We start from the raw sequence: 15,491 nt of genomic DNA, 5'->3' as shown, positions 1-15,491 counted from the left end.
ATGAAAAAATCGGTCGCCCAAAAGCCCGCTCGCAAGCCTCGCTCCGATGCCCAGCGGAACCGCGAGCGCATTCTCGACGTCGCGAAGCAGGTCTTCACCCTTCGCGGCGCCGACGCGAGCATGGACGAGATTGCGAAACGCGCGAAGATCGGCCCCGGCACGCTCTATCGCCACTTTCCTACACGCGACGATCTGCTGGCGACGGTCTATCTTGCCGAAGTCGAAAAGCTCGCGGAGGCCCAGCGCAGGTTCTCGGCCGAACTGCCTCCCATTGAGGCTCTGCGCGCCTGGATGCAGGTCTTCATCGACTACATTGCTGCAAAAAGAATCATTGCTCCGGCGTTGAATGCGATGGCTGGCGGCCCGTCGAAGGTCTATCAGCAAAGCACACGCATGATGGAAGAAGCCGCTAATGCGCTGGGCGCGCGCGCCGTTGCCAGCGGAGACCTGCGCGCGGATGTTGCTGCAATGGATTTGCTGCGCGCTGTGTACGGACTCTCGACTGGAGGTGGCGCTGAGGACTGGCCCGCAAGAGCGCGGACTTTTGTGGACATCCTTCTTCAGGGCTCACGGCCGTAACGAACTCAACATAAATCCTACTCAACAATGCCTTGAGAAAAATCAACTTGTGGGGTGGCCGTTCCAGGGCTATCTTGGCCGCATGACGACCAAGCATCTTCTCCTTTTGACTGTCGCGCTGGTAGGTCCCATGACAGTTTCAGCGCAAAACACAAAACGCATTCCGCTGCCGGCTAGTCAAAACCCCTCGAACGCCGACCTTCCAATTTCGGCGGCAGTATGGGCCGGAGACACGCTGTATGTCAGTGGGTGGCTGGACCCGGAGCTGAAGATCCACACCGACACCACGTCACAGACAGTGGGTCTGATCAAAGACATTCAAAAGTTTCTCGAATCACAAAAACTGACGCTGAGCGATGTAGTGATGATGCATGTGTATCTTGGGGGCGATCCTGCGAAAGACGGCAAGATGGACTTTGCCGGAATGATGGCCGGATATACCCAATTCTTCGGCACCAAGGACCAACCGAACAAACCCGCACGCTCCACGGTGCAGGTGATTCTGCCCGCTGGCGCTCGTGGCGCTTTGATCGAAATCGACCTGGTCGCAGTGCGGCCAAAGTAGATCAGGCAATCAGACTCTTGCACATCAGGCTTGCGCTCGACGGATCCCCTTTGTGAGACGCTCCCAATTGGCGTGCGCGATCTTCTCTTTATCGTCATGGCTTACGGGTAGTTGCTCCAAGAAGTTTTTAGGACCTCCGCCAGGCCGATATTGATAGGGGTAATCGGTTGAGAACAAGACGCGGTCGATACCGACGACTTCTACGGCGTGGCGGAAGTTACTCTCGCTGAACATGCCGCTTGAAGTGACATAGAGGTTTTCGCGCATGGTATCCACGACGGACCGCTGCAGCTTGGTCACACGAGAGAACGCCTTCAGACGCTCCGCGTAGAAAAGTACGAGCTCTCCCCAATGGCCAAGGATGATCTGGAGATCCGGGAATCGATCGAAGACACCTGCGAGCGCGAGTCGAAGAAACTGGATTCCACAGTCGTAATGCCAACCGAGACCGAACGTTGCAAAGGCGAGATCCACCTGCGGATCGAAGCCGGAGTAATAAGCCTCTCGCACCGCGCGGGACGGCGTCTGAGGATGGATGAAGAGTGGAATACGCAGATGCGCCGCCGCTTCAAAGATCGGCCAGAAGTCAGGATGGTCGAGATTTTTCTCGCCGGTTCGACCAAAGAGCATTCCACCTTTCAGCCCTAGATCTCGAACAGACCGCTCCAACTCCTTGACTGCTTCTTCAGGGGCCGTGGTAGGGATGGTGGCGAAACCATCGAATCGGTCTGGATGGCGAGCGATCGTTGCAGCGATAAGGTCGTTGGTACGACGCGCCAGAGAGATGCCCTCAGCGGGCGCGAGATTGTGCAACCCCGGACTGGTCAGGGACAAGACCTGCACGTCAACGCCGCTTTCATCCATTTTCGCCAGGCGTTCCTCGCCCAACTCTTCCAACCTGTCCTGCATTTCTCCGAAGTGGAGCGATTCACCTGCGTCCTGACCGGCGCTGGCCGCTGCTGCCCAGGCTGCTCGAACATCCGGAGAAAGAAAGTGTTCTTCGATACCAATGATCTTCATGAAAACTCCAAAAGAGCCCGTGTGTTCGCGGTGCCGCTCCTGCAATACAGCCTCATAGCTTCTTCGGCATTGGATGATCGCTGACGAGAAGTCGACTTACCGGGCTCCTCATCGATTTTTTGGTAAGACTTTACCCCTTGACACTCGACAGGTCAGCGATGCATTCTCTTGTTGAATGTCGAGGGGAACGATGCCGACCGCAGGTCTTCTGCAGGGAACGCTGGATTTACTGATATTGAGGACACAGAAGCAACTGCAAGCTGAGCGCGAAAACTGGGCCGCATCTCGCAATCGCCTTAGTACTGAAGTAGGAGGATAGATGCTCAAAGAATGGTTGACGCGCCTTCGTTTTTTGATGTCTCCAAAGCCCAATCGTGAAATAGACGAGGAGTTGCAGTTCCACATCGAACGGCAGGCCCAGGAATACATCGCCGCAGGAATGACGCCGCAGGAGGCACACCGAAAAGCGGTCGTAGCGTTTGGGGGAATTGAGAACGTGCGAGCACAATCGCATAAAGAGCGTCCCAGCTACTTCCTCGGAACTCTTCTTCAAGACGTCCGCTATGCCCTCCGGCAGCTCCGAAAGAGCCGCAGTTTCACCGTGACTGCCGTTCTCACCCTCTCCCTCGGCATAGGAGCCAACGCTGCTATCTTCACCCTGGTCAACGCCGTCCTGCTGAAGAACCTCCCCGTCGTTGACCCCTCCACCCTCGTCCGTATAGGCAACACCAACGAGTGCTGCGTCAATTGGGGAGCGATGGACGACGGCAACTATTCCTTGTTCGCTACCGACGACTGGCACCAGCTACAGAGGAACGCCCCGGAGTTTGAAGAATTAGCCGCCATGCAGTCTGGCATCGGTCAAATCATCGCTCGACGCGACAAGACCCAGGAGAGTGCACGCCCCGTCAGTAGCGAATTCGTCTCCGGAAACTACTTCCGCACCTTTGGCCTTAAGCCGCAGATCGGACGTCTCTTTACAGACGCGGACAACGTGGAAGGCGCACCGTTCGTCGCCGTCATGAGCTATGACATGTGGCAGAACAACTACGCCGGCGACCCATCCGTCGTCGGCAGCACATTCTGGGTCAATACGAAAGCCGTCACCATTACAGGTATCGCTCCCAAAGGCTTCTACGGCGATCGCCTGTCCAGCACCCCGCCCGACCTTTATCTCCCGATCGAATCCATGCCCGTTCTGGCAAATGCTCAGCACGTGCACATTCCCGACCGCCGTTGGCTGTACCTCATCGGTCGCGTAAAACCTGGCGTCGCCATGGCCCCGCTTCAGGCCAAAATCTCTGAATTGGTCCGGCAATCATTCGCAGCCACAACAATTTTCTCGGACGAACATGGGAAGCGCGCCCTGGCCAAAGTGCACGTAGTCCTATCGCCCGGCGGCGCTGGCATCCAGGATATGCAGGACAGCTACGCCTCCAAACTCAAGCTTCTGATGTGGATCTCCGGCCTCGTACTCCTCATCGCCTGCGCCAACATCGCTAACCTTCTGCTCGTCCGCGGAATGAACCGCCGCGCAGAGATGTCCGTCCGTACCGCCCTGGGCGCGATGCGTACAAGAATCGTCCGCCAGCTCCTTACCGAAAGTATCGTCCTTTCGATCATCAGCGGAATAGTCGGCCTCATCGTCGCCTACGCCGGTACCCGCATGCTCCTCGCCATGGCCTTCCCCGGTGCGCAGGCTGTCCCCATCGATGCCAGTCCATCGGGCGTGGTGCTCGCCTTTGCCTTCGGAGTCTCGCTCCTTACCGGCATCCTCTTTGGCGTAGCTCCGGCATGGATCACATCCAAGGCAAACCCAGCTGACGCCCTCCGCAGCGGAACCCGCACCACCACCTCCGGAGCCTCACTCCTGCAGCGCAGCCTCATTGTGCTGCAGTCTGCTCTCGCCCTGGTGCTGCTGGTCGGAGCAGGCATGTTTATCCAAAGCCTGAATAAGCTCAGGAACATCGATCTCAAGCTCAACTCGACAAACCGGTACATCATCCATTTCAATCCACAGGCAGCCGGCTACTCCCCAGCCCAGGTTGAAACCCTCTATCGAACCATCGAAGAACGATTCCACGCCATCCCCGGCGTCCAAAAGGTCGGCATCTCTGCCTACACTCCAATGGAAGCCGACAACTGGGGCGATGGCGTCCAGATACAAGGCCAGCCCGACCACCACAACTGGGCCTCCTGGGTCAGGGGCAACGCCGAATACCTCGACTCCGTGGGCACCCATGTCCTCATAGGACGTGGAATAACCACTCAGGATACCTCGACCTCTCCAGCCGTCGCCGTCGTCAATCAGTCCTTCGTCCAAAAATTCTTCAAGCCCGGCGAGAACCCCGTCGGTCGCCGCTTCGGCTCACCCGGGCCAGTCTCCTCCGGAGACTTTGAGATCGTCGGCGTCGTGGAGGACACCGCCTACAACTCCGCGACCTGGAAGAACCACGCCATGTACTTCATCCCCATGACCCAGCGCATACCAGAGTCCGCACGCCAACGCCCAATCGAGAAGGATACCGGCCTCTACGCTGGCGCCATCGTCATCCATACCGAACGCCCCATGGACAACATCCAGTCGCTCGCCCGCCAGACCCTGGCGGCCATCAATCCAAACCTCTCTGTCGTCAAATTTCAGACCTTCGATGAGCAGATCGCCGACCGCTTCACTCAGGACCGCATGGTCACGCGCCTCATGACTCTCTTCAGCATCCTGGCCCTTCTGCTCGCAACCCTCGGCCTCTACGGAGTCACCTCCTACACGGTAGCCCGCCGAACCTCCGAGATCGGCATCCGCATGGCCCTAGGTGCAAACCGCAGCTCCGTTGTTGGTATGATCATGCGCGGAGCCATGCTCCAGACCGCCATCGGCCTCGCAGCCATCGGAATACCCGTAGCCTGGTTTTGCGTCCGCTACATCGAGTCTCAGCTCTACGAAACCAAGGGCATGAGCCTCGCAGTCCTTACCATCGCCACCCTGACACTGACCGCAGCAGCCGCAGCAGCCGGACTCATCCCAGCCCAACGCGCAGCCTCAACCAATCCATCGCAGGCCTTGAGGACCGAATAGCAATTTGCTCTCTGTTCGTAGAGCTGTGATTGCATAGAAGTCCTGAACTGTGAGCTCCCGAAAAGTCCTCTTTTCGTCAACTGGGCCAGATTAGCAACGAGAAGCCAACTTCCGTTCCGAATCCGACCTCGGTGCATCATCGGCGATTCGTTTTCACTCGCTTCTCAAGGCGACCATGGGATCCACACCGGCGGCTCGGCGTGCTGGAATCACGGACGAGAGCAGAGCGGCCAAGATGAGCAGTGCAGCCGCAGCGGCCAGCATCACGGGATCTCCAGGACTCACACCGAAGAGTTGGTCCTTCATCAGCTTCCCGGCCAGGATGGCAAGAGGAATCCCGAGCCCGAGGCCAACGCCGATCTGCCAGGAGGCGCTGCGCAGTATCATCCGGATGACATCGCCACGGCCCGCGCCGAAGGCCATGCGCAGACCGATCTCGCTGGTCCGCTGTTCCACGGCGTACGCCATCACGCCATAGAGCCCGACGGCGGCGAGGACGAGGCCAAGGGCACCGAAGAGGCTGGTCAGTGTGGCGATCATGTTCTGCTGTTGGAAGTCCATGCTGAAGATTTTGCGATAGGAGTCGACGTTATAGACGACGAGGTTCGAATCGACACTGGCCAGGGCCTTGCGTATGCGCTCTTCCATGCCGGGTGGATTGCCGGGGGCCCAGATCACGATGTTATAGAGATAGTGCGACCACTTTTCGCCCTCAACGAACATCGGGTCGTCGTACTGCACGGTCTGCGTCTCCGGCACCCAGAACATGGGCCGGATGGGGTCTTTGTAGTCGTAGGTCATGTACCGCATATCGCGTGCGACACCGACGATTTCATAACTCCCGGCGTACTTGACACGATTGATGCCGAAGTGCTGACCGATGGGGTTCTGACCTTTGAAGAATCGTTTGGCGAAGGCCTCGTTGATCACGGCGACGTTCCGCGTGGTGGCCGTATCTTCGTCGGTGAAGGCGCGGCCCAGGACCATCTTTGCGCCAACGGTTTCAAAGAAACCGGACATGACGCGTGCCCAGCCTGCGCCCATATCTTCCTTCGCCGGAGGCTCCGGTCGACCCGCGATCCGCACGCCCTCATTCCAGCTATCGCCGGTCATCGGCGCATAGAGCACTGGAGCCGCCATGCGCACACCTGGAACCTGCTTTAGCTGCTCGTCGATGCGGCGGAAGAGCGGTTCCATCTCTTCGGGTTTATAGGTCCCCAGCGTGGGATTGATGGAAGCGATGTAGCGTCCGTCGGTTTCGAAACCAAAGTCCTGGTGCTCGAGGTTCCGCAGGCTTTGTGCGAGCAACGCGGCTGCGGAGACGAGGACGAGCGACATTGCGGCCTGCACCACCACGAGCGACTTCTGCGCCCACGAACTGCCCCCGCCTACAGAGCGATTGGCACCGCGCAGGGCTTCTACCGGATTGGCGTGGGTGGTCATCCACGCAGGAGCCGTGCCGAAGATCATTCCCGTCAGGATGGAGATGCCCAGCGTAAAGAGCAGCACGGGCCAGGAGGGCGTCGGGCTGACCGCCACATAGTTGTTCCGTCCACCGACCTGAAAGGCCAGATACAGGATCAGACGCGTCCCGGCATAGGCCACGCCGACCCCCAGGACACCGCCGATCAGCGCCATCAGCACGCTCTCCACCAGGGCCTTGCGGATGAGCCGTACACGGGAGGCTCCCAGCGCCATGCGAATCGAGACCTGCGCGCGGTCTTTCAAACCGCGCGCCAGCATGAGGTTAGCCAAGTTGCCGCAGGCTACCAGCAGAACACATCCCGCCGCGATCAACAGGAGTTTCAGCCCATCCTGATACTGATCCCGCATTACAGATACGCCCGCGCCACCGGGCACGATATGCAGCGTCTGCTGCGCCCAGAGTTGCTTTTCGTTTGGCTCCATATCGGGCACATGGCTGGCGAGCCATCCGTGAAACTCCACGCGCAGTTTGGCTTCCAGCGCTTTGGGATCCACGCCGGGACGTACGCGTCCGATGAGATCGAGGTAATTGGCTTGAGGCCGTTTGAGGTGGGACACAGAGCCCGCAAGGGTGTCCTCGGCGGCAATGGGCAGCCAGAGGTCCGGCATACCACCACCCGACAGTTTCGCCCCGTAAAATCCCGGTGGAGCGACACCAATCACGGTAAACGGGTGCCCGTTGATCTGAAAACCGGCGCCAACGACCGAGGGATCGGAGCCATACTTCTCCTGCCAGATGCGGTAGCTCATCACGGCGACCAGCGGTGCTCCCACCTGATCGTCGGCATCTGTCGTCAAACGTCCGATCCACGGCTGTATGCCGAACGTGCGGAAGAAGTTTCCGGAGACGTACTGTCCGTTGCGCGTGTCCGGTTGCCCTGTCACTCCGGCACGGCGAACCCCCAGGGACGTGTTGCCAGCCTGCAGCGCGGCCAGATCGACGAACTCCGGTGTCTGGCTGCGGAAGTGCTTGTAGGCCTCCCAGGAGAAGAGGGCGAAGTCTCCGGCGTCGCCCTGGGTGTATCCGCCCCAGTTGCAGCAGCGGATCTTATCGCCGATCCGCCAGAGTTCTTCGGGCTTCGTGACCGGCAGCGATTTGAGCATCACCTGATGCACCAGCGTGAAGATCGCTGTGGTGGCTCCGATGCCCAGGGCGAGGGTGATGACCGCTGTTGTCGTCAATCCCGGTGACTTCCGCAGTTGCCTTAGTGCGTCGCGTAGATCCGCCAGCATGTGCACTCCCTATTTTGGCGTTGGCCTACCTCGCTCTACGAAAGGGTGCGGCTCGGCGTTCCGTGAAAAACAGGAAGTTTTCAAAAAAGTTAACGATAAGGTCGTTCTCGACAGCACGGTCGGTTTTCGGCTGTGCCGGCCTTTCTGTGGAAAGGCATTCATCCTGGGAGAGTAAAGAGTTCGACGAGCGCCTTCACTCGCTCTTTCTGACGGTTGGCAGGAAATCGCTTCGTTCTTGTGAGCTCGGCAATCCCGTGAAGGCTCGCCCAAAACAGCTCCGATAGAACCTCTGGCTTTGAGCCCTTCCCCGGAAACAACTCCAGGAGCTGGGAGAACGCGAACCGCAGCTCCGGAGGAGTCGCCGGGTCATCGAAGGGTACGTTCAGGCCGAGCGAAAACATCACTTCGTATAGTGCCGGTGAAGACGCGGCGAACTCCAGATAGGCGGCCGCGACCGCTTCGACCGTACTTCCACGCTTCGACGGTTTCCGTGCTTTCTCCAAGGCCAGGCCTAGCTCCTGGAAACCTTCGATGGCAACCGCGGCGAGAATTCCTTCGCGATTTCCAAAGTGAGCGTACAAGACGGGTTGGCTGTAGGAGATTTCGTCGGAGAGCCGTCGGACGGTTACGTTGGACCAACCCTCAAGCTCCGCGATTCGCCGCGCGGCATGGACAATCTGTGCCCGGCGGGCCTGATTGTCCCGCAGTTTTCGTTCCGCAATTCGGTTCGCTGCCGGTGTCGTTGCCATAGATAGAAAGTATAGCGCCGCTAGGATCCGCGTTTGGCAGACGGTGAATCTTTTCAAAACACCTCACATCAAATGTAGCGTTGCTATATTTTCTGCTAAGGAGATTTATTGTGCATAACGCTATACCGCTTTCTCTCGCTGCTCTCATCGCCGTGTCGGTCTTTTTTATCGGTTGCTTCTACCTTGTATCTCCTGAACGGATCTTAGGGTCCTTCGGTCTTAAGCCGCCTGCATCCGATCCAAATACTCGTGCATGGCTTCGTCTGAAAGGAATTCGGGACGTCGGAGCCGGATTGGCTGTGCTGGCACTCATGCTGACCGCGGACAGGCGGTCGCTAGGCATTGCTTTACTTGCCTTGGCCATCATCCCTCTTGGCGATATGTCCATCGTTTTGGGGTCGGATGGGTCGAAGTCGTCGGCGTTCTCGATTCATGGCCTCACCTGCGTGGTGATGCTTGTTGTAGGCCTTTTGTTGATCCATGCCCTTTGAGAAGGGCCTCTGACCGAACGGAAGAACGGAGAAGGCGTTCGGCCAACCAGCATAAAGGCGATAGCGCGGCCCACTTGCCTTCAAGACTCACGTCGGGCTGAATCGCCCGGCGTGAGTTTTGCGTGACGCAGATTGCGTTTAGCGGTCGATCAGCTTCTGGTGCGTTGCCGGGTAACGCTCGCCTGCGACCTTGATGGCGGAGGAGGCGACTTCGAGCGAGTGCACGTCTTCGGTGGTAAGTTCGACGGTTGCGCCGCCGAGATTTTCTTCGAGCCGCGAGAGCTTGGTTGTTCCGGGAATGGGCACGATCCATGGCTTCTTTGCGAGCAGCCAGGCAAGAGCGATCTGTGCGGGCGTGGCCTTCTTCTGCTCCGCGAATTTGGTGACGACATCGACGAGCGCCTGGTTCGCTTTGCGGTTCTCTTCTGTGAAGCGTGGGACCACGGCACGGAAGTCGGTGCTGTCGAACTTGGTCTCTGCGTTGATCTTGCCGGTCAAAAAGCCCTTGCCGAGCGGGCTGAATGGAACAAAGCCGATGCCGAGTTCTTCGAGTGTGGGCATGACCGACTCTTCGGGTTCGCGCCAGAAGAGCGAATACTCACTCTGCAAAGCAGTGACGGGCTGCACGGCGTGCGCGCGGCGGATGGTCTTTGCGCCTGCTTCGGAGAGCCCGAAGTGTTTGACCTTGCCTGCCTGGATCAGGTCCTTCACTGCGCCGGCGGTTTCTTCGATGGGAGTGTTGGGGTCGACGCGATGCTGGTAGAGAAGGTCGATGGTGTCGGTCTGCAGGCGCTTGAGCGAGGCTTCGACGACCTGCTTGATGTGATCCGGACGGCTGTTGGTTGAAGTCCATTTGCCGTCATTTTTCGGATCGGGCTCGAAGCCGAACTTGGTGGCGATCACGACGTCTTTGCGGAAGGGCACGAGGGCTTCGCCGACGACCTCTTCGTTGATGTAGGGCCCGTAGACTTCGGCGGTGTCGAAGAAGGTGACGCCACGCTCGACGGCGGCACGAATGAGTTTGATGGCCTCCGATTTTTCCGTGGCAGGGCCGAGGCCGAAGCTCAAACCCATGCAGCCCAGGCCGAGTACTGAGACTTCGAGGCCGCTTTTTCCCAGTGTGCTTCCTAGTGTGCGCTTTTGCATGATTTTTCTCCTGTGGAATGCGAGCCGCATAGTTCCAGGCGCTTTCCGCATACCGGGATTAAGATGCGGTTGCTCATGACACGATGCGGTTGCTGCAGCAAGGAGTTATGAGTAGCATTCATGAATCATGCGCAACGATTTAGGAGAGCTTTCGGCCTTCGCGACGGTGGCCGAAGAGCGCAGCTTTACACGCGCGGCGGCACGGCTGGGGATTTCGCAGTCCGCGCTCAGCCATTCCATTCGCGGTCTGGAGAAGCGACTGGGACTTCAACTGCTTGCGCGGACGACGCGAAGTGTCTCCCCTACGGCGGCAGGCACGGCTTCTACAGGAACTGACGCCCGCCCTGGAGCGGATCGAGCGGGCGGTTGCCGAGACGAGAAAGCAAAGGGAGACTCCCTCCGGTCGGATCCGTCTGATCATCCCGCGCACAGCGACGAAAAAGGTGATCCTGCCGAAGCTGGCCCACTTTGCCCGCACCTATCCTGAGATCGTTTTGGAGGTCACCTCTTCCAACGATCCTGTGGATCTCGTAGCGGGAGAGTACGACGCAGGCGTGCAGCTGGGTGAGTTCATTCAACGGGACATGATTGCCGTCCGTGTAACCCAAGAGATGCGACTTGCGGTCGTCGGATCTCCGGTGTACTTCGAATCAAATACTATCCCGAAACATCCGCAGGACCTGAAAGACCACGCCTGCATCGGCTTCCGTTTCAGCAACGGTCTGTACCGTTGGGAGTTTGAGAAGGGTAAGAAGGCACTTACGGTCAGTCCGCAGGGACCTGCGTCTTTCGACGATCCCGATCTTGTGATTCAGGCGGTGCTGGATGGAGTGGGCATTGGAACCGCGATGGAAGAATCGCTCAAGGATTTCATTGCGGATGGACGCCTGGTCCAGGTACTGAAGGACTGGTGCCCTTCGTTTCCGGGATATTTCCTCTACTATCCCAGCCGCCGGAATCAACCTGCAGCCCTGGCTGCTTTGATTGACACGCTGCGAATTTCGGAGTGAAGGTTCGTCTGTTTCCGGCCCGAATTCTTTGAAGGTACGACCAGCGCGCATCGGATCGATTGACGATCCCGTACGAGAAGTGGGCATTTCGTTCTTAAATCAGGATTGGGGAGTGCATTGGCGATTTGGCATGAATCCAGGAGCACTCCGGGCGACACGCGTGACTTCTGGCTATCGATTTCCCAGGTTTTTAATTATCGGTCGCCCGATTTTTCCCAAGTTCGACGATTTACGATGTTTCCTCCTCAGGAGGGATGTCTTCATGACTTTCGAAGAACTTGTAAAATTTTACTTCGACCGTTTACATGCCACGCAGGAACTTTGGGGCGCGTACCTCACCGTGCTCCTGGGACTTGTCGCGTTTTGGGGTGGCATAAAACACACCCCCAAGAGCATCATTGCCGCGTTATTCGTTTCATCTGGATTCATAAGCTTTGCGGTGGTGAATGATCTCGCTCTTGAACGTGCTCAGACAGCGCAAAACAAAGTGCAGCAGGTAATTGTCCAGTACGCTGACACTCCCGCAAGTAAATTGGCCGTGAATGAAGTTCTGCGAAGTGTGGTGAACCCCACACCCGTTTCGACACTATGGAGTGTGCGTTGGTTCCACGCATTCGGCGACACCGGCGTTCTGATTGCTATCTGGTGGCTTACCTTATATCCCCCTAGAGTTAGCACCGCACATCATCCTTAGATGTTCTCAAAAGCAGCACGACATTGATTCGCGCGTAGACAGCGCAATATCGCTAAGCGAAGATCCACCGTCACGTGACAGCGGATTGACAGCAGGCCAATGCGCTCATTGAGAGGGTTTGGCCTATCTGGAAGAATGAGTCCTGCAAAACGCGCATCGCTTTACCTATCCAGAAAAACTTCAAGATTCAGAAGGTGCTGACTTTGGCCCGCCGGTCCGATTTCTCAAACCGGAGCATCCAAACGAAACTGGCCCGCGCGATTTGCGCGGGCCAGTGGTAGATCGATAGTTCTGCTGCCTTTTCAGGATCAGGCGTGGAGGTCGAAGCGATCGAGGTTCATCACCTTGGTCCACGCTGCCACGAAGTCCTTCACGAACGTCTCCTTCGAGTCGCTTGCCGCGTAGACCTCCGAGATGGCGCGGAGCTGCGAGTTGGAACCGAAGATCAGGTCCACACGCGTGGCCGTCCACTTGACCGCACCTGTTGCACGGTCCAGACCTTCGAAGAGGCCTTCCGTGGTGGAGGATGCCTTCCACTCGGTCGCCATGTCGAGCAGGTTGACGAAGAAGTCATTCGTCAGCGTCTCAGGCTGCTTGGTGAAGACACCGTTCAGCGACTGACGGTAGTTCGCTCCGAGGACGCGGAGGCCGCCGACGAGCACGGTCATCTCAGGCGCGGTCAGTGTGAGCAACTGGGCCCGGTCGACGAGCAGGTCTTCCGCCCGCTCGGTGTGTCCGAGACGGAGGTAGTTGCGGAAGCCGTCCGCCGTCGGTTCCAGGGGAGCGAAGGACTGCACATCGGTCTGCTCATGCGAAGCGTCCGTGCGTCCAGGAGCGAAGGGGACCTTGATGTCGTATCCGGCCTTCTTCGCAGCCTCTTCCACAGCCACACTACCGCCGAGAACGATCAGGTCGGCGAGCGAGACTTTCTTGCCGTTTGCGCTGAAGTCCGTCTGGATGCCAGCAAGCGTGTTGAGCACCTTCTCCAGCATCATCGGCTGGTTTACTTCCCAGTCCTTCTGCGGGTCGAGACGGATGCGTGCGCCGTTTGCTCCACCGCGCTTGTCCGAGCCACGGAAGGTCGAGGCCGAAGCCCAGGCCGTATAGACCAGCTGCGGGAGCAACAGACCGGATGCGAGGATTTTGGATTTGAGGTCCGCAATCTCAGCGTCGCCGATGAGTTCGTAATCGACTGCGGGAACGGGATCCTGCCAGATGAGCTGCTCCTTGGGAACCAGAGGTCCGAGGTAGCGGACGATGGGGCCCATGTCGCGGTGCGTGAGCTTGAACCATGCACGGGCGAAGGCGTCGGCGTATTGGTCAGGGTTGGCCTGGAAGCGCTTGCCGATCTTTTCGTACTCAGGATCGAACTTGAGCGCGAGATCCGAGGTGAACATCATGGGCAGGTGCTTCTTGTCCTTGACGTGTGCGTCCGGAACAGTCTCTCCTTCTGCCACGGCGTACCACTGCCATGCGCCGCCGGGGCCCTTCTTCAGCGCCCAGTCGAAGTTATAGAGGTTGTCGAGGTACTCGGAGTCCCACTTAATCGGGTTGGTCGTCCACGCGCCTTCGAGACCGCTGGAGATCGTGTCTTCCGCATTGCCCTTGCCTGCGGAGTTCTTCCAGCCAAGACCCTGCTGCTCGATGGGTGCGCCTTCGGGCTCAGGACCGACGTACTTGCTGGGATCGTGCGCGCCGTGGCCCTTGCCGAAGGTGTGACCACCGGCGATGAGTGCGAAGGTCTCCTCGTCGTTCATCGCCATGCGGCCGAAGGTCTCGCGGATATCGCGCGCGGAAGCAACGGGATCGGGCTTACCATCGGGGCCTTCCGGGTTCACGTAGATGAGACCCATCTGCACGGCGGCGAGAGGGTTGTCGAGATCGCGCTCACCCTGGTAACGGTCGCTGCCGAGCCACGTGTGCTCCGAGCCCCAGAAGATGTCTTCCTGCGGGACCCAGACGTCGGCACGACCGCCGCCGAAGCCGAAGGTCTTGAAGCCCATCGACTCGAGCGCGACGTTGCCGGTAAGGATCATGAGATCGGCCCAGGAGAGCTTCTTGCCGTACTTCTGCTTGATGGGCCAGAGCAAACGGCGCGCCTTGTCCAGGCTGACGTTGTCCGGCCAGCTGTTCAGCGGGGCAAAACGCTGCGTGCCCATGCCCGCGCCGCCGCGACCATCATGGATGCGGTACGTGCCGGCGCTGTGCCAGGCCATGCGGATAAAAAACGGGCCGTAGTGGCCGTAGTCCGCAGGCCACCAGCTCTGCGAATCGGTCATGACGGCGTGGAGGTCTTTAATGACGGCGTCCAGATCGAGGGTTTTGAACTCGGCGGCGTAGTCGAAGTCCTTCCCCATGGGGTCGGCGAGCTTGGTGTTCTGGTGCAGGACGGCGAGATCGAGCCGATCGGGCCACCAGTGCTCGTTGCGTGTGATCTGGCGCGAGGTATGGGTGACGGCGCCGTGCAGCGGCGAGGAGGTCTCGGTGGCGGTGGTTTGGGCTGTGGGCTGGCCGTGAGGGACCGGGCACTTCATTTCATCTGACACGTTTTGCTCCTCATTTCGTTCCGGGAAAGGCGCTTCCCTTGTTTGATAATAATTCTTATACAGAGGATTCGTTCAAATTCAGAAAGCTAAAAATCAGGGAAGCTTGCGCGTCGGCGAGGTTCTTCCGGAATCCACCGCTCTATGAGAATTGAGGGAGCGCAGTTTGTACAGACCCGCCTGGAGAATCCGCGTAGAAGGGGATCCTGGGCGCACCGTATCCCGTTTCGGTGTCCGCAGCACTGTTTCAATGGGGTGACATTTTCTGGAAAATCAAGACCTATAATGGCCGCAACCAGCCAACCTTGGCGACGGAATGAGGACTCCTGTGCGGAAACAATTCATGTTGTTCTTGCTTGGCACCACTCTTGCGGCATATGCCGGAACGGCGACGCCGGTCTACAACTACAAACTCAAGACGATCGATGGCCAGCCGACCTCCCTTGCGACCTACAAGGGGAAGGTCCTGCTTGTGGTCAATGTGGCGAGCGCCTGCGGTTTCACACCGCAGTACGCCGCGCTTGAGGCCGTGTACGAAAAGTACAAAGACAAGGGACTCGTCATCGTTGGCGTCCCGGCGAATAACTTTGCCAACCAGGAGTCGGGAACGGAGGCCGAGATCAAGACCTTCTGCAGCCGCAAGTATCATGTGACGTTTCCGATGATGTCGAAGGTCTCGGTGGTGGGTGCAGACCAGACGCCGCTGTATCACTACCTGACGGACAAAACGACGAATCCCTCCCTGGGCGGCGACATCAAGTGGAACTTTACCAAGTTTCTTATCGCACGCAACGGAACACCGGTGGATCGTTTTGAACCAGCGACAAAACCCGATTCGCCTGAGGTGATCGCTGCCATTGAGAGTGAGTTGAATAAGAAATAGTTTTTGGTCTGCTGGTG

At 58.4% G+C, this 15,491-nt stretch carries 12 protein-coding genes and 1 pseudogene; 8 read left to right on the top strand and 5 right to left on the bottom strand.

The window, feature by feature from the left end:
• The gene (locus ACIPR4_RS00260) at window positions 1-579 is read left to right on the top strand and encodes a TetR/AcrR family transcriptional regulator (protein WP_013566625.1); all 579 of its coding nucleotides are present in this window, start codon (window positions 1-3) and stop codon (window positions 577-579) included.
• Between the two features lie 49 nt (window positions 580-628).
• Window positions 629-1,144 (top strand): Rid family hydrolase, encoded by a 516-nt coding sequence (locus ACIPR4_RS00255; RefSeq protein WP_013566624.1) that lies wholly within the window; start codon window positions 629-631, stop codon window positions 1,142-1,144.
• A gap of 24 nt (window positions 1,145-1,168) precedes the next feature.
• Here the strand turns inward: ACIPR4_RS00255 and ACIPR4_RS00250 are convergent, their stop codons facing one another.
• Window positions 1,169-2,164, bottom strand: a complete 996-nt coding sequence (locus ACIPR4_RS00250; RefSeq protein WP_013566623.1) for an amidohydrolase family protein — start codon at window positions 2,162-2,164, stop codon at window positions 1,169-1,171.
• A 319-nt stretch (window positions 2,165-2,483) separates the two neighbouring features.
• Between ACIPR4_RS00250 and ACIPR4_RS00245 the strand changes: the two genes are divergently transcribed.
• A complete protein-coding gene (locus ACIPR4_RS00245; RefSeq protein ID WP_013566622.1) occupies window positions 2,484-5,240 on the top strand; it encodes an ABC transporter permease in 2,757 nt (918 codons plus the stop codon).
• Between the two features lie 153 nt (window positions 5,241-5,393).
• Here ACIPR4_RS00245 and ACIPR4_RS00240 read toward each other — a convergent pair whose 3' ends face one another.
• The gene (locus ACIPR4_RS00240) at window positions 5,394-7,958 is read right to left on the bottom strand and encodes an ABC transporter permease (RefSeq protein ID WP_013566621.1); all 2,565 of its coding nucleotides are present in this window, start codon (window positions 7,956-7,958) and stop codon (window positions 5,394-5,396) included.
• A gap of 158 nt (window positions 7,959-8,116) precedes the next feature.
• A complete protein-coding gene (locus tag ACIPR4_RS00235) occupies window positions 8,117-8,707 on the bottom strand; it encodes a TetR/AcrR family transcriptional regulator (protein ID WP_013566620.1) in 591 nt (196 codons plus the stop codon).
• 110 nt (window positions 8,708-8,817) lie between these two features.
• Here ACIPR4_RS00235 and ACIPR4_RS00230 point away from each other — a divergent pair, with 110 nt between their 5' ends.
• Window positions 8,818-9,198 carry a DUF4267 domain-containing protein gene (locus ACIPR4_RS00230; protein ID WP_013566619.1) on the top strand — a complete coding sequence of 127 codons (381 nt, stop codon included), beginning with the start codon at window positions 8,818-8,820 and terminating at the stop codon, window positions 9,196-9,198.
• 138 nt (window positions 9,199-9,336) lie between these two features.
• Here ACIPR4_RS00230 and ACIPR4_RS00225 read toward each other — a convergent pair whose 3' ends face one another.
• Window positions 9,337-10,344, bottom strand: a complete 1,008-nt coding sequence (locus tag ACIPR4_RS00225) for an aldo/keto reductase (RefSeq protein ID WP_013566618.1) — start codon at window positions 10,342-10,344, stop codon at window positions 9,337-9,339.
• A 127-nt stretch (window positions 10,345-10,471) separates the two neighbouring features.
• Between ACIPR4_RS00225 and ACIPR4_RS23425 the strand changes: the two are divergent.
• The 3 genes and pseudogenes from ACIPR4_RS23425 to ACIPR4_RS00215 all read left to right on the top strand — a co-directional run.
• Window positions 10,472-10,600 (top strand): annotated as a pseudogene (locus ACIPR4_RS23425) (LysR family transcriptional regulator); the annotation flags it as partial.
• Between the two features lie 37 nt (window positions 10,601-10,637).
• Complete coding sequence (locus ACIPR4_RS23015; protein WP_245536408.1) at window positions 10,638-11,354, top strand: LysR substrate-binding domain-containing protein; 717 nt, start codon at window positions 10,638-10,640, stop codon at window positions 11,352-11,354.
• Window positions 11,355-11,616: 262 nt separating this feature from the next.
• Entirely contained in the window at window positions 11,617-12,048 is a 432-nt protein-coding gene (locus ACIPR4_RS00215; RefSeq protein ID WP_013566617.1) for a hypothetical protein, read from the top strand.
• A 308-nt stretch (window positions 12,049-12,356) separates the two neighbouring features.
• Here the strand turns inward: ACIPR4_RS00215 and katG are convergent, their stop codons facing one another.
• Window positions 12,357-14,594 (bottom strand): catalase/peroxidase HPI, encoded by a 2,238-nt coding sequence (katG, locus tag ACIPR4_RS00210; protein WP_013566616.1) that lies wholly within the window; start codon window positions 14,592-14,594, stop codon window positions 12,357-12,359.
• Window positions 14,595-14,934: 340 nt separating this feature from the next.
• Between katG and ACIPR4_RS00205 the strand changes: the two genes are divergently transcribed.
• Window positions 14,935-15,474, top strand: a complete 540-nt coding sequence (locus tag ACIPR4_RS00205) for a glutathione peroxidase (RefSeq protein ID WP_013566615.1) — start codon at window positions 14,935-14,937, stop codon at window positions 15,472-15,474.
• Window positions 15,475-15,491 lie beyond the last annotated feature (17 nt).

Source organism: Terriglobus saanensis SP1PR4, from assembly GCF_000179915.2.
GTDB lineage: Bacteria > Acidobacteriota > Terriglobia > Terriglobales > Acidobacteriaceae > Terriglobus > Terriglobus saanensis.
This window is presented reverse-complemented; position numbering and strand designations above follow the sequence as displayed.

Bases quoted from the DNA above. Each gene is read 5' to 3' on its own strand.
- ACIPR4_RS00260 (WP_013566625.1), top strand. From the start codon at position 1: ATGAAAAAATCGGTCGCCCAAAAGCCCGCTCGCAAGCCTCGCTCCGAT.
- ACIPR4_RS00250 (WP_013566623.1), bottom strand. From the start codon at position 2,164: ATGAAGATCATTGGTATCGAAGAACACTTTCTTTCTCCGGATGTTCGA.
- ACIPR4_RS00245 (WP_013566622.1), top strand. From the start codon at position 2,484: ATGCTCAAAGAATGGTTGACGCGCCTTCGTTTTTTGATGTCTCCAAAG.
- ACIPR4_RS00240 (WP_013566621.1), bottom strand. From the start codon at position 7,958: ATGCTGGCGGATCTACGCGACGCACTAAGGCAACTGCGGAAGTCACCG.
- ACIPR4_RS00235 (WP_013566620.1), bottom strand. From the start codon at position 8,707: ATGGCAACGACACCGGCAGCGAACCGAATTGCGGAACGAAAACTGCGG.
- ACIPR4_RS00225 (WP_013566618.1), bottom strand. From the start codon at position 10,344: ATGCAAAAGCGCACACTAGGAAGCACACTGGGAAAAAGCGGCCTCGAA.
- ACIPR4_RS00215 (WP_013566617.1), top strand. From the start codon at position 11,617: ATGACTTTCGAAGAACTTGTAAAATTTTACTTCGACCGTTTACATGCC.
- ACIPR4_RS00205 (WP_013566615.1), top strand. From the start codon at position 14,935: ATGTTGTTCTTGCTTGGCACCACTCTTGCGGCATATGCCGGAACGGCG.